Source organism: Acetobacter lambici (assembly GCF_011516885.1).
Classification (GTDB): Bacteria; Pseudomonadota; Alphaproteobacteria; order Acetobacterales; family Acetobacteraceae; genus Acetobacter; species Acetobacter lambici.
Window position 1 is genome coordinate 64,321 of sequence record NZ_WOTD01000007.1, and the last position, 18,440, is coordinate 82,760.

The following is an 18,440-nucleotide window of genomic DNA, read 5'->3' on the forward strand; positions in this document are numbered from 1 at the left end:
ATAGAGAACAAACATGGATAAAAAATTAGATCACGAGTTCTTTTTGAAAATTGATGAAGAGAGAGAGCAAAAAAAAAGGAAAGCTTATTTTAATGGCTATAAAAATTTTGCTCATCTTGAAGAAATAGCGACGAAAACATCGCTCAAGATCAGTGTACTGGCGAGCAAGTTTTATGCTGATGAAGATTTCAATTTTTATTCAAACGCTTATTTAAAAGAAAACCTTATGGTTTTTGCTGTGGCGCTTGAGGCGCTTCAAAAATCTGGTATTAAAATAATTCATTACCTGGAAGTTGGTGTTAACAAGGGACTGAGTTCTCTGGCTGTTCATCTTCTGTGTGAGCAGTTAGGTCTTGCGTGTAAGATACGTGGCGTCGATCCATATTATGAGGACGGATACGTTGAGGGTGTTGCCCGAACCATCAATAAAAAGACCAAAGAACAAACGTTAACATTTTTGCGAGAAAATAACGTCCAATTTTCGCTTGTTGAAAAAACAAGCAATGCGGCATTTTTAGATTTGATTCGGTGTGATGACCGTTTTGATCTTATCTATATTGATGGGCGACATGAGCTTTTGTTTCCATTGGTAGATGTAGGTTCGTACATTAATTTGTTGATAAAAAATGGTATTTTTCTGATAGATGATTATTTTTGGAGAGATGTTTTTCAAATCAAACATCTTTTTGACCTGTATGCAGAACCAATTTGTGAATCTTGGAAAATTGCAGCCTTTCAGGTCCATTTGAACCCGGAGATATTCTAGGTGGTGTAGATGATAGATATTGCTTTAAGCCCTCTACCACACACATGGTTGATTGATGTGGACGGCACTGTTCTGCAACACAACGGTTACAAGATGGGGGGGGATAGTCTGCTGCCCGGAGTAAGGGAGTTCTGGGCCTCTATTCCACTGGAAGATGTCATTATTTTGCTTAGTGCGCGGGCCGTGGAGTATATGCCCTCCACACTGGCATTTTTTGACCATGCCAAACTGCGGTATACTCATGCACTTTTTGGACTGCCAGCGGGGGAGCGTATTGTTGTTAACGATGCCAAACCCTCTGGCCTGAAAACAGCGTATGCTTTTAACATTGCCAGAGATGAAGGGGTACGCACTCTTTCGGTTGTTATAGATCCAACCTTATAAAATAAGGTTGGATCTACTTTTATCGCGATGAAGACAAGTGCATATTATGATCAATAATAAATAACGGACTGCCCACGGTTTGGAGTTTATGCCCCGTCCGTATGGTACGAGACAATCTTTTGTATATCGTCTTGGTAGTTATCATCAATTAAATGTCGCTCGGCGTCTGTTGGATAGCCCAATGTTTCCATACTGGGAACGGCATCGTTTTGCATTATGGCTATTGAGTTTTCCCAAAGGGGGAATTTGTATTCAACAAGAGACCTTCTGGCATTGCACCATGTGCCACAGCAGAGTTCTGCCCCACCAGAACGTGCAAATATGGCGTGTCCTGCGATTTCAATGGCGGGGAGAAGCTGGGTAAAGGGTAGCCGCAGGCTAATGCTGCCAGGGCACAGATTTTTCCATTCTGAAGTACTGTTCCATATGATTTTGAAACCTTTTTCTTGCATGGCTTGTGCCATGTCCTGCCAAAATGACCGTGGAGGCGATGGAACGGTAAAAGATTCGGGGAACAAAAAAACGGTTTTGTTCGGTAGGCAGTCATGTTCGGCTAGTATTGCCTCTGCTTCTTCTCTCCATTGCGACTGTATTGTCGGGGCTGAGTATTTGCTTGCGTTTGGAAGACGCATAAAGATTTTGTGGTTGGCCAGCATGGTCAGTCCGTATGATAGACTGATCATATTGTTATTAAAATATCTACCAACCATTGGAACCCCAGGCATAAACAAGCCATGGTTAAAGGTATTAGACATATGGTTAAGGTGAGAGCGATTAACGGCTATAACTGTATCAATATCATCTTTCCAAAGTTCAAGAAGAGACTGCTGGTTTTGAGTGCATAGAATAATGATCTTGTCAGATATGGGGCGGTAGGTCTCGCGGAATGCACGAAGAAGGGTGAGTAAAAAAACATTATCTCCGACAGCATGGTGTGTAACAAATATCCACGCTCCCGGATTTAACTGCTGACAGTAACGGACGAGGTTTGAAATATATAAATCTTCATCATTTTCCGAGACGTACATTTCTCCATTATTTATAAAATTCCATCCTATTGCATAGAAATCAGAAAATTTTCTCTGAGTTTCAGGGTTATATAATTTTTGTTTATTCCACAAAACAACTGGTGGCAGAGACCCGTTAAATTTATAAATGTTTATAAGATAATTTTTATTCTCAAGATTTTGTATTATTTCACGTTCAAAGCTTGAACCCATTATAATGATATCAGAAGGAATGTGGAATTTCATGTATTCGTCTATTTGTATAATATCAATATTACCTAACTTTCCGTTTTTATATGAATCGATGAACCCAGATATTTCTATATTTTCATGAAGAAGGGATTCTTGTATGCTTTTGGCCATACTTCCAGTGCCATAAATATAAATGTTGCTTTTTTCATCTATTCTAAACTTATTTGTTGATTTTAATTTTCCATTTACAATAAATGCTGGCATGTCAGTTTCCTAATTTGAATTTTGTATGATTTTTCTACTATGTCTTGGGCGCATATAGAAAGTTAATGGATTTTTCTACATGTGTCCATGCCACGTTTTACAAAAAGTGTCTAGAAATCTAGTTTATTGACCATACGGTGAGTAAGGTCATAAGGGGCATTTTTATATGACCGATTGTGTGGTGTTCGATCACATGGTGCGGGGATGTTGGGAATATAATTTTGCGCTCCCATAATCAGCAAAAATATAGAGAATTTTTATAAATTCCTGCCAACACTGCTGGCGTGGGTTCCGTTAGGTAGCTCTGGTCACGCTCAGACGCCGGGTGTAGAATGAATGACACACACGTTGCTGTTTTTTGCCCGTCGGGCGGGGAATGGCTGATAAAAAATGGTGCAATCATGATCCATCCCGCAATGCGCGCCTACCAGAATGTGGCAGGGTATTCCCTGACGGACCGACAGGCCGACGCAACCTGCTTCAGACTGCTGATCGAAGAACTGGAAACGGCATCTGCCAGTTCCGAGCACTCCGTTCGGCTCAAGGCCCTGACCAAGAACCAGCGTTTGTGGTCCATGATCATGAAGGCGAATTCGCTGGATGCAGGGGCGACAAATTATGAAGACAGGGAACTGTTTGTAAGGCTTGCCTCTCAGGCGCAGCGTTATGGCATTCGTGCCATTCTCGATAACAATCTGTCCCTCGCTCCCTTGATTGGAATTGCAGAAACCGTTCTGGAAGGCTTGGAAACATCAGCAGGTGCCGGACAGGATTTTGATACCGACGCCATGCTCTGAACGGTTGGGGAGCCAATAAAAGGTGGCTCGACTATGGAAAATTCGGACGCGCGGGCAGGCCAGTGGCAGCCTGCCTCAATAGCTGACAGATTGTCTTTTATGGGGATAGAGCGGCGCGAGCGGGATACGCTTGCCAGTATGCGCCCCGACATGGCCGACATTTTGGACGAGAGTCTGTCCGAATTTTATCAACGTGTGCATGATGTGCCCGAACTGGCCCGGTTCTTTCCGACCGAGGCCACGACAACCAAAGCCCGGTCGCTCCAGCAGATGCATTGGGAGACCATTTTGTCCGGCAAGTTTGGGCCGGACTATGTGGCCGATGTTACCCGGATTGGCCATGCCCATGCCCGCATAGGGCTGGAGCCACGGTGGTACATTGATGGCTACGCCGTCCTGCTTGATGCTATCTGCCGCCGCCTGATCAGCCGTGGCGTGCGCGGCGGGCGGCGTTTTTCCCTCGGTCGTGCGGCGGCCGAAGCCGAGGTGGGCGAAAAGCTGGGCCACCAGATCGGGGCCATTCTCAAAGCTGCTTTTCTGGACATGGATCTGGTGATCTCCACCTATCTGGCGCGGCTGGAGGAGGAACGGCAGAAAGCCGCCTCTGAACGCTCCGCGCTGGAGCAGATTGCACAGGCACTGGAGCGCGTGGCCGAGGGCGACCTGAGTGCCACCCTTGCGCGGGATGTCGCCGAGCGTTCCCCTGTTCTGGCAGCAGCCTTTGCCAAGCTCAAAACCGGGCTGAACACCGTGGTGTCCGACATCCGCGAGGTATCGACACAGGTGGAGGACTCGGCATCCTCCATCAGCCAGAGCAATGCCCGTATTCTCAGCCAGAACGAGGCGCAGGTCGGTTCCATCCATCGCCTGACCAATGCCACGGCCACGCTTGAGGCCTCGTTGGACGATGTTTCGGGGCAGACGGTGGCCGCCGAACATGCGGTGCGCAAATGCGTGGAGGCAGCCGCACGTGGCAACACCAACATGCACGACGTGCGCGCCACCATGGCTGATATTCAGAGCGCATGGAAAACCATATCCGATCTGGTTGGCTCCATTCAGAACATTGCGGCCCAGACCAACTTTCTGGCCCTTAACGCCAATGTGGAGGCCACGCGGGCGGGCAGTATGGGGCGCGGTTTTTCGGTTGTGGCCATGGCTATTCGCGACCTGTCGGTCAAAACATCCCACGCGGCACGCCAGATTGCGGCCAGCGCGCAAAAGAACGAGGCGGTTATTCGCAGTGGCGCGGATGCGGTCAACCAGATGGTGGCCGACCTGTCCGATATAGGGGCAGGCATTACTGTGGTGAACAACGCCATCTGCAAGATCAACAAGGAAATGGGTGGTCAGCAGCAAAGCGTTAAAGGCACCCACCGCGAGGCCGCCGCCTTGCGAGACCTGACGGAAAAAACATCCGCCATGAGTGAACATGCCTCGGCCGACTGTCAGGACCTCAGCCAGCGTTCGGCCAGAATGGTCGATCTGGTGAGCAACTTTGTCCTCTCCGATTACGGACAGGATTATGAGGATGACTACCCCATAGCCGCTGAATAGGCGGGCACAAAAAAACCGGCCTGCTTTGCGGCAGGCCGGTGCAAAAGCACGCTGGTTTAAAAAGCGGCTTACTGCTTCATGGCGATGGTGGCCTGGAGCAGCTGGTCTGCCGTGGTCACAATCTTGGTGTTGGCGGTGTAGGCTTCCTGCGCCACGATCAGGGCGGACAGGTCGCTTGTCAGATCGGTGGTGGAAGATTCCACGTAGCCAACCGTCAGCGAGCCGGTTCCGTTATCACCCACAACACCGGTCTTGGCAGAACCGGAGGCCGCGGTTGCCGTGTAAGCCTGACCATCCTGAGAGAGCAGGCCGTTGACGTTGGCGAAGTTGCTGAGTGCGACCTTGCCGATCAGCTGTGTATCCCCGTTGTCGAACGTGGCCATAATGGAGCCATCGCTTTCGATGCTGGCACCTTGGTATGTGCCAGAGGTCACGCTGTCGCTTGTTGTGGTCGGGGTTACGGCAGTTGCGCCAACGGTCATGCCTGTTGAGCCACCAATTGTGCCCAGAGCAAGGTTGATGCTCTGTGTCTGCCCATCAGGATATGTGACGGAAATTGGCAGGGAGACAGCCGCACCGCTGAGCGTGGAGGCGACATTGGAGGTACCGTCTTTCACAGATTGCAGAGCGCCATCGCTGTCGAATGTAACGGTATAGGTTTTGCTTGTAACGCTTGCCGTGGTTCCGTCAGAGTTGGCGCTGGCACTGGCGGAGACCGTCCATGTGTTGGTGCCGGTATTTGTCCATGTCAGGCTGATCTGAGCCTGATTGTTTTCCGGGTTGGTTACGCTGTAGGTGCCATCGTAGGTGGTGGTCGCATCGGTGGTTACGGTGTCGTTAACAGCGGCGGCAGATGACAGGGTTCCGCTTGTTGTCAGTGTTGTGGTCTGTGTCGGTCGGAAGGTCACGTTGGCAACGTTGATCTGCGTTACGCTCGACGTGTCCAACTGGCCGGTATCGGAATTGACCATGTAGCCATCAAGGTAATAGCCGCTGGTGTTTTCCAGATACCCGTCCTTGTCCTCATAGAACTCACCGTTACGGGTGTAGTACTGCTCGGAGGAGAAGTCCGCGCCGGAGGACGTTACCGCCCCGGTTTTTTTGGAAACGTTGAACAGCCCGTCACCTGAGATGGACATGGCCAGCCCGTCCGTGCTGGAGGCGGCGGTGCCCTGCGAGTCAACGTGCTGCACGGTAACAGCGGCGACCGAGTTGGCCACACCCTGCGCAAACGACCCGGAGGTGGAGCCAGCGCCAGCCACAAAGTCCTGAAACGCGGTGGTGTCGGCCTTGTAGCCGACCGTCTGGCTGTTGGCGATGTTGTTGCTGAGGTTGGTAAACGCGGTGGCCTGAGCGTTAATCCCGCTGACAGCCGTGGTAAGGGAGTTAAAAATAGACATGTATCGTCCCTGCCTTTTGGATGCGCAGTTATCTTACGCTGGCTGTCTGTGCCGGGTTGGGCACGCGCATCAGCCACGGGTTATGGCAAACAGGCCCCGCAGGCTTGAAAATGCCCTGCTACGCGACCTGCGCCTGAGTTACCCAACTGAGTAGCATGTAGGGCGTGGAACGCAAGTTTTTCCTGCATGAAAGAACTGTAAACCGCCAGTTTCCGGCCCTTAACGCCTGCGGATTATGGGGCGTGACTGGGGTTGTTGCGGGGGAGGGGGCACGGCCCGCGCGCCGGGGGTTTTGAGCTTCATCACATAAGCAATAATGGCGGCTACGGGCTGGAAGTATTCGGCCGGAATTTCAGAATCGATCGGCAAGGTGTACAGCGCGCGGGCAAGGGGCGGGTTGGGCACAATGGGTACGCGGGCTTCCTCCGCCGCCTCACGCATGCGTGCAGCCAGTTCATCCGTGCCTTTGGCAATAATTTTGGGGGCGGTGTTTACCCCGTTTTCGTATTGCAGGGCCACGGCGTAGTGGGTCGGGTTGGTAACAACCACCGTGGCCTCCTTGACCGCCTGCACCATGCGGCGGCGGCGGCGCATGCGAATCTGCCGCTGGCGGGCCTTGACCTTGGGGTCCCCGTCCATCTGCTTGGTTTCGTCTTTAATGTCCTGAAAACTCATGCGCAGTTTTTGCAGCCGGTTCCAGCGGGTCCACACATCGTCCAGCACCGCAATCACGGCCTGCACCACCAGCACCACCAGTGTTGCATACACAAACCATGAGATAAGCTCGTGCGTAAGGTGGATCACGCTCCACCGTTCGGACACGGGGGCCACGCGCAGGGTCTCCTTGGCCACGCCCAGCAGGACGAAGCCAAAAACCACAAGTTTGACCAGACTTTTGGCGGTTTCGACCAGATTGTTCTTGCTGAACAGGCGCTTCATCCCCTTGGCGGGGGGAAGACGCATGATGTCGGGCATAATAGCGTTGGGGCGGAACAGGAACCCGCTCTGGAGCACGCCAAAGGTCAGAGTGACCAGCACACCCGTGCCCACAAGGGGGGCCGCGAGCCACGCCCCCTCCAACATAGCCTGCACGGAGGCACGGTAGAGGGAGGCGCGGTCAAAGGGAATGCTGTCAAAATGGGCCATAAGCCCTTGCATGTGCTGTGTAAACTTGTAGGCAGACAGGCCCGTGGTCGTGGTAAAAACGATCAGGAAGCCGCTTAGGATAACCAGAAGCTGCACCTCACGCGACTGGGCAATATTGCCTTCCTCACGCGCGTCTTCGAGTCGTTTGCCGGTTGGGGCTTGGCTCTTTTCGCCTGAACTGTCATCCGCCATGCGTCCGGGCTCCTAGTGGTGCGCGGTGCCGGCACCAATGCCGGGCAGGCCGAGCAGCAGGTCGCCTGCGCGCTCCTGCCACACGCCGGCCATGACCTGGATCAGAATGGCCAGCAGCAGCACACCCCCCAGCAACTGCGCGGGCATGGCCATGGAATAGACCTGAATGGAGGGCATAAGCCGGTTGAGCACCCCCAGCATGGCGGGCCAGAGCGTGCCGATCAACACAAAAGGGGCCGAAAGCTGGAAGGCCAGCGTAAAGGTCTGGGCCGTAACCTGCGTTACACTGCTTGCCATATCCCCTGTCAGGGGCATGTGGCCGGGGGGGAACACGGCGTAGGAGCCGGTCACCGCCGCCAGAGGCAGGGCGTACAGGCCCGTGGACAGAAAAATAACCGGGACCAGAAAAGACGCCATGTGGCTGATGGCCGTACTGCTGGCCCCAAGGTCCGGGTCGGGCTGGAGCACACTGGCAAGGCCGGTAAAAATGGCCACGAACTGCATGGAAATGCTAAGGGCGAGGGAGACCAGCCGCGCCAGCCAGCCGATAAAAATACCGTAAAGCAGCTCGCCGACAATAATGGCAATGGCGCGGGCGGGCATGTGCAGCGCCTGCCCCGATACGTCCTTGAGGGCGTTTTGCTCAATGGGCAGAATGGCCACGGTAATGCACAGGGCAATGCCAGCGCGGACCACCATGGGGGAGGTACTTTCCCCCAGTCCGGGGGAGGACAGCACAAGCGCGCTAACCCGGCACAGCACCAGCAGGAACATGGCGGCCAGGACCTGAATGGACCCGCCGGGGAACAGCAGGTAGTCGGTCATGCCCGCGTGGCTGCGCGGTTGGGCTGCGGGCGGGTCATGACCCGCCGACCATGATGACCTGATCAAAAATGGTGCGGGCGTAGGTGTTCAGAACAGAGGCCATGTAGGAGCCGGTCAGGAGCAGCGCGGCCATGGCAGCCACGAATTTTGGCACGAAGGACAGCGTGGCCTCGCTCACCTGTGTCATGGCCTGAAACAGCGAGACCATAACCCCGGCCACCAGAGAGGCCAGCAGGGAGGGAGCCCCCAGCTTGACCGCCACAAACAGCGTCTGGCGCAAAATATCGTGGATATCGACCGTGTTATGCATGGCCGGGTCTTAGATCGTCATTTTCATGACGTCCTGATAGGCCTGCACCACGCGGTCACGCACGGTGGTTACGGTCTGCAACGTCAGTTTGGCTTCTTCCACCGAGGTGGCGATGTCGCTCATGTTGCCTTTGCCCGACAGGCCCGTGGCGGTCTGGGTTTCCGCTGTTTTGCCGGTCTGGATTGCGCCTTTGAGCGCGGTGTCCAGCGCGGAGGTAAAGCCCGAGACAATATCCGCCCCGCCCGTGGCACCCGTACCCTGCTCGTCCGTTGGGGACTGCATGCTCTTCTGGGTCTGCCCGTAGGCGTTGAGCGCATCGAGGCTGCGTGTGGTGATATCGCTGGTCATTTTGGCCCTGTCTGGCGCGGAGGGGCGGAATGCCGCCCTGCCGCCACGATAGTGGTCTGGAACGTGGGAGTTACTCTAATCCATTTGGTCCGTGCAAGGCCAGTGGCTTTTGTGCCCGCGTGGCCAATCTTTGCGGTTTTACAGCACGTCCATTTTGGTGGCGGGGGAAATAACGTTAATGCCCCGTGTGACCGGCAGACTGGTCTCGCGCGAGGCGGGGGTGGTGCTTGCGCTGTGGGCCGTGCGTGCGCCAAGGGGGATAAACGCCTGCTCGTTCAGCCTGTAGCCAATGCCCCATTGGGTGATAAACGGGTCGACAATACCAAAATCGCGCAGTTTTTTGCGGATTTTGCAGATCATGACGTCAATAATCTTGCCGTGTGGTTCCTCCTGCCCGGCATACAGGTTGTCCAGCAGGGCCTCCTTGCTGAGCACCTGATTTTTGCGCAGGGTCAGCAGTTCCACCACGTCGTATTCACGCGGGGTCAGGGGCAGGGGGCGGTCGTCTATGCGGACCTGCCTGCGGTCCACGTTGACCACCATGCGGCCGACATGCAGGTTCAGGCTGTCATGCCCGCCGGTGCGGCGCACAATGGCACGCAGGCGGGCAAGCAGTTCCACCGGCTCAATGGCCGCACTCACGCAGTCATCCGCGCCAATGGACAGGGTCTCGGCTACTTCCTGCGGGGTGGAGGTGCGCACGATCATCATGACCGGGGTGGGTATGCGCGAATTGCGGATGTGGCGGAGCAGGCGTGTGTCCGCCCGGGCCTGCTGGATGACCGCAATATCGTACTGCGAGCGGCGCAGGGTTTCCACCACCCCTTCCGGGCCGGACATGGTCAGGGAGAGCGCACCCTCGACCGCGGCTTCAGCCAGACCATGGCACGGACGGATATCGCCATGAGTTGAATTGTCTCCGATACACAACAGGCGCATATTTTTTTCCGTCTATTGGTTCCATGGTGTCTGCACGGTCAATATCGCAAGGAACTGCGGTGCACCAACCATATTCGGCAGGCAGATGCATAGTGCCGGTCGGGTATTTGGGGTGCGCTGGGGGCCACGCAAGGCCAGACTCCAAAAAACACCTTGGCTAAGGCATGACCATCCCATAATCTGAGCGCAAGATTTTTTTCGGCTGGTTTGCATGCGGCTCTGCCGTGCGGCATACCGGCTTTAGTGTTTCCTGTACGCCTTGAAGAGGTTCCATCACATGGCAGATACCACGGTTGCCGCTCAGCTTGCCTCCAGCATGCGCACGGCCACGACCAACATGGCTCAGGCAGCGCATCGGTCGGTCCAGCCCGAGCATGTAGCCTCCAGCGCGCTCAGGGTCGCCTCCTCCAGTCAGGACGGCTCCTCTTCCTCCATGCAGTTTGATGCATCGGGGCAGGTCGTGCCATCGGGCAATTCGCACAACAAGCATTCCGGCTCGGCCAGCTTTATCAACCTTCTGGCCTGACCATGCCTCGGGCCGGGTTGTTCCGGTCCGATCGGGGGACAGGCCGGGACAGGGTCTTTTTTCACGCATGATGCTTCAGGGTATTGATGAGTGCGCAGCAGCGGCAGTGTCCGTTCTGGTCCTGCATGACTGACAGGTTCGTGTTTTCTGCTTTGGCAGGCGGGCCGGTCAGCCACAGTTCTTCTGCACCCGCCACCGTATGTGCAGAAGAGTCCCGCCTTAGGGCAGGGCCATTGTTCGTTCAGGATTAACCAGACGTGTATTTCAGCAGATCCGTTTGCATGAGACGCTGCCTTCTTCCCATTGCCCTGCTTCTGTCCTGCTCTGCCATGACAACCGTGGCCGATGCGGCGCGGCGCACCCATGCGCCCCGCACCAGCCAGGCCGCCCCCCCCAAGGGTACGGGGCTTAACGCAGCTACCGCAGCAGCAGCGGGTGCCGCAGCCGCTACGGCAGGTGCTGCCGCCGCCGGTGCCAGTGCGGCAGTTCCCGCGCCAACTGACCCCAGTACGGCAGCGGACGCCGATCTGCTCAAGGGCCTGCCCGCACCGTGGAAAGCTACCGTGCTGGATGTGCCGCTCTCCCCGCCAGCTCCCCCCCCAACACCGGCAGGCAAACCGCGCAAACCGGGGCAGAAGGCGGGACAGCCCACCAATTCTGGCGCCAATGTAGCCGGGAGTGGCTCTGGCCCCATTAACGTGCCCGCGACATCACCCAACCGCGTGCTTATTCCCGTATCCCCCCGCATGGGGCTGGCCGCGTTCCGTAGCGGCGACAGCTTTGTGATCGTGGTGGATAATGCCGAACCCATGGACACCAGCGCCCTGCGCGGGGATGGCATTTTTTCCACCCTTACGGTCACAACGCTGCCCGGTGCCACCTTGTTGCAGATCAAACTGCCCGACACGCGCGAATTCTTCCTGTCCCAGCAGGCGGAAGGCTGGGTGCTGGGTGACAAACCCCCACCGGGCAATGTTTATGGTGACCGGCGCGTGATCAACCCGATCGTGGCGGATGGGGGTATTCTCTACCCCATGCGCAAGCCCGGTCGTGTGCTGAGCATTGCGGACCCCGCATCGGGCAAAAAGCTGTTTGTGGGCACCTCCACCACGGATGATGGGGGTATTCTCTCCTTCCGTCATGGTGATGGGTATGACATCTGGCCCACGACCGAAGGCGTGGTGGTGGCCGCGACCTCCCCCGATGTGGGGCTACGCGCAACCCCCGAGGGCGCGTTGCTGACCTCGGCCGAAAGCCCGCTCCCCGACAGCAAGGTGGCCGTGTACGCCAACACGGTCGATCTGGACTGGCTGGGTCTGCAAAAACTGCCTGATGACCAGTTGGAGGCCCGGCTGCACAAGGCCCTGCTGGCCGCAGCCGATTCCGACCCCGCCCAGCGCTTTGCCGCCCGGCTGGAGGAGGCCCGCGCAGCCTTTGGCGTTGGCGCTTTTCTCGAAGCCCGCGGTATTCTGACCGTGGCACTTGAGGATGACCCCGAGGAGGCCGTGCGGCCGGAGGTCAGCTTTTTGCTGGCTGCATCCGAACTGCTGAGTGGCAACATGGATGGCGCGTTCCTGCTCGAAGGCCCATGGCCTGATAACGAGCAGCGGGCTACCCAGCTCTGGCGTGGCCTGTACCTTGCCGCCAAGGGCGGGCACGAGGCCGAGGCCGCTCACCTGCTGGCGCGTGACTTCACCCGGCTGGACAATTACCCAACCAGCGTGCGCAGCGTGCTGCTGCCGTTTGCCGCCGAGCAGATTGGCCGTTACGGCGGGGCAGAAGACCTGAGCGTTCTGGACAAGCTGCCCGCAGGGTCTGCTTACAAGCTGGCAACCGCCTTCCGCGACCTGCGGACAAGCAAGCGCGCACAGGCGTATGACGCGTTTAACGCGCTCTCGGTCGATCCGGACCCCGTGGTGGCGGAAAAGGCGCTGGAGCAGAAAATCTCGCTCGACATGTCCGATGGCAAGCTGACCCCGGTCGCGGCGGCGGAAATGTTCAATGGCCTTATGCCCGATGCCCGTCTGGCCGGGCGGGAGGCCACGGTGCGGCTGTTGCAGGCCGATGCCTACATGCGCGCCCGCAAATGGCCCGAGGCGCTGGCCACGCTGGATATGGTCAAGGACACGCCTGAACAGGTGTCCGAGCCTGTGCTGTCGCCCATGCTGTTCCAGACCCTTGCCGCCGTGGCGTCAGAAGTGGTCAAGGATACGGACCGCGATGCCATTCTGCATGGCGCGGCCATGTTGCGCGCCCACCTGTCTGCCCTGCAACCGGGCACCAAAAAGGGCGAAATCCTGATGGCTTACGGCAAAATGCTGTTGGGCCTTGGTCTGGCGGATGAGGCGCAGCAGGCGTTCTCCGATGCCGTGCCCATGCTGGATTCGCCCGAACTCAAGGCGCTGGCGGGGCAGGGGCTGGCCGAATCCTATATTGCGCTCAAGGACCTTGCCGGCGCGACCGACGTCCTCCAGCGCACCGATGACCCCGATCTGCCGGAGGACATGAAGGCCTCCCGCCGCCGCCTGCAAGCCCGGATCACGCTGGCCAAAGGCGACCAGACAGCCGCTCTGGGCCTGCTGAACGGGGACAGTTTTTCCGACTCGCTGGACATGGCCGCCCGTATTCATGAAAGCCGGGGCGAATGGCCCGCCGCCGTGGCCAATGTGCGCAAAATGGCCGAGGCGGACATTCCCCCCCAAGGCCCGCTGAGTGCCGCCCAGCAGACACTTGCCCTGCGTCTGGCCTCCGATGCCTCTCAGGCGTCGGATGCGCAAACGCTGGCATGGCTGGCCCAGCTTGTGGGCGATCGCAGCATGGATGGTGAGAGCGGGCGTGTGTTCCGCCTGCTCACACAGGTGGGGGGGCCAAAACCCACAGCCAGCCAGCCAGCGGCCCAGACCGCAACACCAGCCCCCGCCAATCCCTGAGTTTTGGCCTGCGCGGCGGGGCTAGTCCCCTTCCGCTCCGGGCGGGCTGTTAGCCCCCCAGTATAAACTGCACCCAGTGCGGCAGGGCCGGGCTGTTGCGGAGCAAAAACACCGCCAGCAGCCCAACAGCACAGGGCAGTGCCGTGGGGTAGCGCCAGATGGGGCGCGTGCTGGCCCCTATGGCGGCCTGCACCATGGGGGTGTGGGTGGTGCGCCGGACCGTGCGCACAGCCCATAAGCCACCCCCTGCAAGCAGCATAAACGCCCATAATCCGCCCAGCCCCACCCATGCTCCGCACGCGCAAAGCAGCAGCACATCGGGCGTGGACATAAAATTGCCCCGCCGTGTAATGGACAGGCCAAGCAGGCCCGCCCCACCCAGTAGCCAGCCCCCACAGGCCCCCGCAATGGCGCTGCCCGCATGGCCCAGCCCAAAACCCGCCAGCAGGCCGCAAAACAGCATGGGCATGAGCAGGGCATTGGGGAGCCAGCCTTCGCGCCGGTCAAACTGCACCAGTGCGTTGGCAAGGGTCAGGGCCAGCCCGTCGGCCAGTGCGACTGAGGGCGGGGTATAAATCAGCAGTGTGAGCGTACAGGCCGCAACCAGCAGGCAGCCAGCCATCAGCTCGTGCCGCTGCTGTTGTGTGGGTGGGTGTTCCCTATGGGGGCGCACCCCGGTGGCCACGGGTAGCCAGTGCAGCAGCACCGAACAGACCCGGACAGAGGCAGGGAACAGCAGGGCAATGCACACACCCGCAAGGGCGGCGGGGGTGGTGCGGGCCAGCAGGCTCCACGCCAGCATGGCAAGTGTTGCTACGAGCTGGAGGGTTGTATCCGTCATCCTGAGTGTGCGCATGCTCTGCTCGCTGTGGCAAAGGGCATGGTCCGTGCCATGTCCGGGTTCTGCCATAGCGCTGTGCCGGGGCTGTGTCATGGGCAATCCCGCGCGGGCGGGGGGGTGGGGCTAACAAATCTGTGGTAATCGGGGGGAAGGAGCGCTATTCATGGTCAAGCTGCCGTGAACAGAGGTATCCATACCCATTCATACGGCACCGCATACAATACAAGGGAGCTGGCATTTTCATGCTGGAGGCACTGTCATCCCAGACCGCGCTGACCCATAGCGGGACTGACCTGTTTTCATTGGCTGAGCGGCGCATGCAGTGGCTGGAGTCGCGCCAGTCTGTTCTGGCGGGCAACGTGGCCAACGCCAATACGCCGGGTTATGTGTCCAAGGATGTTACGCCGTTTTCGGGCGTATTGCAGGACCAGATGACCATGGCCATGGTGCAGACCGAACCGGGGCACATGGCCGGGCCGGGCAATACCGCGCGCGCGCGCAAGACCACGGGCGGCACCACATCCATAGACGGCAACGAGGTCCGGCTGGAAGATGAACTGGGCAAAATAGCCGACACCAACGACCAGCAGCGTTTTGCCACCACGGTTTACACCCGTTACATGGGCATGTTCTCCACCGCGCTTGGCACCAGTTCGTAAGGACGGAAGCAGCAGATGGATTTTACCAACACCATTGGCATATCCGCCGACGGCATGCGCACGCAGGCCGAACGCCTGCGCGTATCGGCCGAAAACCTTGCCAACAAGGATACAACCGGTTCCACCCCCGGAGCCGACCCTTACCGCCGCAAGACCATTACCTTCCAGACCACTCTGGATCAGGCTACGGGTGCGTCCAGCGTTAAGGTCAAATCCATTGGACAGGACCACACGCCGTTTGAAACACGCTACGATCCCTCCCACCCCGCAGCTGACGCCAAGGGCTATGTGAAGGTGCCGAACGTGAACACCATGGTCGAAATTATGGATACGCATGACGCCCAGCATTCGTACGAAGCGAATCTGAACACCATGCAGATCACCCGCTCCATGCTGACGCGCACCATCAATCTGATGAAATAAAGTCGGCCAGCAGAATATTTGAGTGTTTTGTCTAGCCCAGTGCTTTGCACGGTTATGGTCTGTGGCACTTTGTATTTGATCTGCCCCGGCCATAGCCGAGTATTAACATGACATCTTTTGGTTTATCCCCGCTCCTGCGGCAGGCTTTGCAGGGGCGTGATATTACGCATTACCGGGCGGAACTGCTGCAAAAGGCGGCCGCAAACCCGGATGCGCAAACCCTGCTCGATCTGGCTCTGATCATGCAGCTGACATTTGAGCCCGAACAGGCCGAAAGGTTTTTGGCTGAAGCGTTAAAGCTGCAACAGACCTTCAACCTTGCCCAAGGGGGCAAGGACGCCCTGCGTCTGCTGGTGATTAAAACCCCCGGAGACCTGACCGACAACACCCCCATTGAATGTATTCTGGAAAACGCACCCGTACATATGGACGTGGTGTATGCTGGCCCCGGCCTTGCATGGCCCCAGACACTTCCCCCCCATGATCTTGTGTTTGTGGCCGTGGGCGAGGGAGACACCCATAACGCCGTGCTGGCGGAACTGGCAAAGGTTCTGGCGCACAGCACAACGCCGGTGCTGAACAAACCCCAGTATATTCCGCAATTGTCGCGTTTGGCCGCATTTGACCTGCTGCATGGTGTGCCGGGCTTGCAAATGGCGCAAACCTACCGGGTGGAGCGTACCGTGCTGGAACGCCTGAGTACTGGGCAAGGCACGCTGGAAGCTCTGGGGCTTAATCTGGTCTATCCGTTTATTGTGCGCCCGCTTGGGCTGCATGGCGGCATTGGCCTGTGCAAAATAGACCAGCCCCAAGACCTTGCGGCCTATCTGGCCCAGAATGGGGCGGAACTGTTTTTTGTCGCCAACTTCATCAACTACGCATCCGATGACCAGCTTTATCGCAAGTACCGCGTTGTGCTGGTGGAGGGCCGGGCCTATCTGGCGCATATGGGCATTTCCTCCCACTGGATGGTGCATTACCCCTACCGGGAAATGAAGGAATTTGCCTCCCGCCGGGCGGAAGAGGCCCACGCCATGCTCCACTTTGATCAGGAGTTTGGCCAGCGGCACGCCGCCGCCCTGAGCGGGATGTATGATGCCGTAAAGCTGGATTACTTTGGCTTTGACTGTGCGGAAACAACGGACGGCAAACTACTGGTGTTTGAACTGTCCAACGCGCTGATCATCCATGCCTGTGATGATGCTGCGGTTTTTCCCTACAAAATTCCCCAGATGCACAAAATTTTTGCGGCGTTTTATACCATGCTGCAACGCAAGGTGACGGCGTAAGCTACGCGCTTATGCCGGGGCGGGTTGTTCCAGTCCGGTATTCCACCCAGCCCGGACGGGGCCGCAGGTAAAAATTAACCAACATTTTGGCGTATAGGGTGCCGTTCCTCCCGCAGGGGAGGGCGGTTCTGCGCATTTTGGGGGTGGGGTTTGCCGTGGCAGTCTTGCAGAGGGCCGCCGGATATGGCGCATCAGCCTCGGTAGCCTCGGTAGCCTCGGTAGCCTCGGTAGCCTCGGTAGCCTCGGTAGCCTCGGTAGCCTCGGTAGCCTCGGTAGCCTCGGTAGCCTCGGTAGTCTCGGTTAGTGGCCGGAATGTGTTGCTGTTGTGCGCCAGACCGTGGTCTGTGCCAGTCCCGACAACGCAAAAAAATACCCCCGGCTTTCGCCGAGGGCATTTTTCGTCGACTGTATCAGTAAGATTACTGGAACAGGGACAGGATGTTCTGGGACTGACCGTTGGCGATCGAGAGGGACTTGATGGCCAGGGACTGCTTGGTCTGCAGGGAGGTCAGCTTTGCGCTTTCTGAGGACATGTCAGCATCGGTCAGGGCGCCAACACCGGAGGTCAGGTTGTCAGCAACGCTCAGGCCGAACGTGCTCATGTTGGCAATGTTCTTGGTGTTCTGACCCAGGGAGGACGTGACGTTGGTCATAGCCGTAATAGCGGCCTGAACCGATGCAATGGCGGTGGTCAGGCTGAAGCTGCTGCCTGCGCCAGCGTAGCTGCCGATCCTGACGCCGCCGGACAGGAAGGCGTTAGCCGTTGCAAGGCCGTTTTTGTCGCCAATGGCAAGACCCAGAACTTCGGACAGGGAGTGCTTGGCTGTGCCTTTCATGCTGCTCGATGTTGCCAGGGCGAACAGGTTGTCAACAGTTGCCGTGCTGCCCTGCAGGCCCGTAACGTAGGTCAGGCTGGTTGCTGTAATGGCAAGGCTGCGGGCGGTTGCGCCGACGAGCAGGTTCACGCCGTTGGTGGTGGCGTTCTGAGCAATGGTGTCGATCTGCTTCAGGTAGCCGTTGATTTCGGTGTTGATCTGGCTCAGCGAGGTGGTGCTGCCGGTGTTGTTACCAATGGTGGTCACAGCGGCCTGCACTTCGGCCAGAACGGAAAGGATCTGGTTGGCTGCACTGTTGGTGGAGCTGACAACGGAGGAAGCGAAGGACAGGCCGTCGTTCACTGCGCCCTGACCGGAGATGTTGCCATTCATCTGAGAAGCAATGCCGAAAACAGCCGGGCTGTCGGAAGCGTTGGCAACTTTTTTACCGGTGGAAACGGCGTTTTCGGTGGCGCTCAGTGCAGTCTGGGTTGCGTTCAGGGTTTCCAGAGCAACCATTGCGGAGGTGTTGGTGTTAATAGAAAGGCTCACGTTGTGATCTCCATTTCGATTGGGCTAATGCCCGTGTTCAATGCTGAATAAACCCCCGAACGGCTAAGAGAAGGTTAACGCGATCATTTTTTTTTGACTGCCGGATAAAAAAATCCATGGCGGCAAAAAAAGCGGGGTTATGCGTTGTGTTTTTAAAAGAAAAAATGGCGGTTTTTAGCCGTTTTTTGTGACCTCTCTTTGCGGGGCACAAAAAAGCCTCCACCCGGAAGGGAGGAGGCTTTGGTCTTCATCCAATGGAACCTTGGCCAATATGGTTA

The 18,440-nt window shown here is 57.2% G+C and carries 18 protein-coding genes; 9 read left to right on the plus strand and 9 right to left on the minus strand.

Annotated elements, in window-relative coordinates:
* Positions 1 to 13: 13 nt before the first annotated feature.
* Both GOB86_RS05555 and GOB86_RS05560 read left to right on the plus strand, forming a co-directional pair.
* The gene (locus GOB86_RS05555; protein WP_165991374.1) at positions 14 to 766 is read left to right on the plus strand and encodes a class I SAM-dependent methyltransferase; all 753 of its coding nucleotides are present in this window, start codon (positions 14 to 16) and stop codon (positions 764 to 766) included.
* Between the two features lie 9 nt (positions 767 to 775).
* Positions 776 to 1,150, plus strand: a complete 375-nt coding sequence (locus GOB86_RS05560) for a hypothetical protein (RefSeq protein WP_165991375.1) — start codon at positions 776 to 778, stop codon at positions 1,148 to 1,150.
* A gap of 86 nt (positions 1,151 to 1,236) precedes the next feature.
* On the opposite strand, the gene GOB86_RS05565 is transcribed toward GOB86_RS05560, so the two are convergent.
* On the minus strand, positions 1,237 to 2,613 hold the full coding sequence (locus tag GOB86_RS05565) for a hypothetical protein (protein ID WP_165991376.1): 1,377 nt from the start codon (positions 2,611 to 2,613) through the stop codon (positions 1,237 to 1,239).
* Between the two features lie 401 nt (positions 2,614 to 3,014).
* On the opposite strand from GOB86_RS05565, the gene GOB86_RS05570 reads away from it, so the two are divergent.
* Together GOB86_RS05570 and GOB86_RS05575 are read left to right on the plus strand one after the other, a co-directional pair.
* Positions 3,015 to 3,410: a flagellar biosynthesis regulator FlaF gene (locus GOB86_RS05570; protein WP_165991377.1), complete on the plus strand. Its 396-nt coding sequence runs from the start codon at positions 3,015 to 3,017 to the stop codon at positions 3,408 to 3,410.
* Positions 3,411 to 3,443: 33 nt separating this feature from the next.
* Positions 3,444 to 4,967 (plus strand): protoglobin domain-containing protein, encoded by a 1,524-nt coding sequence (locus tag GOB86_RS05575; protein WP_165991378.1) that lies wholly within the window; start codon positions 3,444 to 3,446, stop codon positions 4,965 to 4,967.
* Positions 4,968 to 5,035: 68 nt separating this feature from the next.
* On the opposite strand, the gene GOB86_RS05580 is transcribed toward GOB86_RS05575, so the two are convergent.
* The 6 genes from GOB86_RS05580 to GOB86_RS05605 form a co-directional block, all read right to left on the minus strand.
* Positions 5,036 to 6,367: a flagellar hook-basal body complex protein gene (locus GOB86_RS05580; protein ID WP_165991379.1), complete on the minus strand. Its 1,332-nt coding sequence runs from the start codon at positions 6,365 to 6,367 to the stop codon at positions 5,036 to 5,038.
* A 219-nt stretch (positions 6,368 to 6,586) separates the two neighbouring features.
* Positions 6,587 to 7,705, minus strand: a complete 1,119-nt coding sequence (locus tag GOB86_RS05585) for an EscU/YscU/HrcU family type III secretion system export apparatus switch protein (RefSeq protein ID WP_165991380.1) — start codon at positions 7,703 to 7,705, stop codon at positions 6,587 to 6,589.
* Positions 7,706 to 7,717: 12 nt separating this feature from the next.
* Positions 7,718 to 8,530 (minus strand): flagellar biosynthetic protein FliR, encoded by an 813-nt coding sequence (locus GOB86_RS05590; protein WP_242012517.1) that lies wholly within the window; start codon positions 8,528 to 8,530, stop codon positions 7,718 to 7,720.
* 34 nt (positions 8,531 to 8,564) lie between these two features.
* On the minus strand, positions 8,565 to 8,840 hold the full coding sequence (locus GOB86_RS05595) for a flagellar biosynthetic protein FliQ (RefSeq protein WP_165991381.1): 276 nt from the start codon (positions 8,838 to 8,840) through the stop codon (positions 8,565 to 8,567).
* 9 nt (positions 8,841 to 8,849) lie between these two features.
* The gene (locus GOB86_RS05600) at positions 8,850 to 9,188 is read right to left on the minus strand and encodes a flagellar hook-basal body complex protein FliE (protein WP_165991382.1); all 339 of its coding nucleotides are present in this window, start codon (positions 9,186 to 9,188) and stop codon (positions 8,850 to 8,852) included.
* A 138-nt stretch (positions 9,189 to 9,326) separates the two neighbouring features.
* Positions 9,327 to 10,127 carry a response regulator transcription factor gene (locus tag GOB86_RS05605; RefSeq protein ID WP_165991383.1) on the minus strand — a complete coding sequence of 267 codons (801 nt, stop codon included), beginning with the start codon at positions 10,125 to 10,127 and terminating at the stop codon, positions 9,327 to 9,329.
* Positions 10,128 to 10,404: 277 nt separating this feature from the next.
* Between GOB86_RS05605 and GOB86_RS05610 the strand changes: the two genes are divergently transcribed.
* Both GOB86_RS05610 and GOB86_RS05615 read left to right on the plus strand, forming a co-directional pair.
* Positions 10,405 to 10,653, plus strand: coding sequence for a hypothetical protein (locus tag GOB86_RS05610; protein WP_165991384.1), 249 nt, complete (start codon positions 10,405 to 10,407; stop codon positions 10,651 to 10,653).
* Between the two features lie 281 nt (positions 10,654 to 10,934).
* Positions 10,935 to 13,583, plus strand: coding sequence for a tetratricopeptide repeat protein (locus GOB86_RS05615; RefSeq protein ID WP_165991385.1), 2,649 nt, complete (start codon positions 10,935 to 10,937; stop codon positions 13,581 to 13,583).
* A gap of 49 nt (positions 13,584 to 13,632) precedes the next feature.
* Here GOB86_RS05615 and GOB86_RS05620 read toward each other — a convergent pair whose 3' ends face one another.
* Positions 13,633 to 14,517: an A24 family peptidase gene (locus tag GOB86_RS05620; RefSeq protein ID WP_165991386.1), complete on the minus strand. Its 885-nt coding sequence runs from the start codon at positions 14,515 to 14,517 to the stop codon at positions 13,633 to 13,635.
* A gap of 149 nt (positions 14,518 to 14,666) precedes the next feature.
* Here GOB86_RS05620 and GOB86_RS05625 point away from each other — a divergent pair, with 149 nt between their 5' ends.
* The 3 genes from GOB86_RS05625 to GOB86_RS05635 all read left to right on the plus strand — a co-directional run bounded on the left by GOB86_RS05625 (position 14,667) and on the right by GOB86_RS05635 (position 16,795).
* Positions 14,667 to 15,083 (plus strand): flagellar basal body rod protein FlgB, encoded by a 417-nt coding sequence (locus GOB86_RS05625; RefSeq protein ID WP_165991387.1) that lies wholly within the window; start codon positions 14,667 to 14,669, stop codon positions 15,081 to 15,083.
* A 15-nt stretch (positions 15,084 to 15,098) separates the two neighbouring features.
* Positions 15,099 to 15,506, plus strand: a complete 408-nt coding sequence (gene flgC / locus GOB86_RS05630) for a flagellar basal body rod protein FlgC (protein WP_086647008.1) — start codon at positions 15,099 to 15,101, stop codon at positions 15,504 to 15,506.
* A 107-nt stretch (positions 15,507 to 15,613) separates the two neighbouring features.
* Entirely contained in the window at positions 15,614 to 16,795 is a 1,182-nt protein-coding gene (locus GOB86_RS05635; protein WP_165991388.1) for an ATP-grasp domain-containing protein, read from the plus strand.
* A gap of 419 nt (positions 16,796 to 17,214) precedes the next feature.
* Here GOB86_RS05635 and GOB86_RS16510 read toward each other — a convergent pair whose 3' ends face one another.
* A complete protein-coding gene (locus GOB86_RS16510; protein ID WP_165991389.1) occupies positions 17,215 to 18,162 on the minus strand; it encodes a flagellin N-terminal helical domain-containing protein in 948 nt (315 codons plus the stop codon).
* Positions 18,163 to 18,440: the final 278 nt, after the last annotated feature.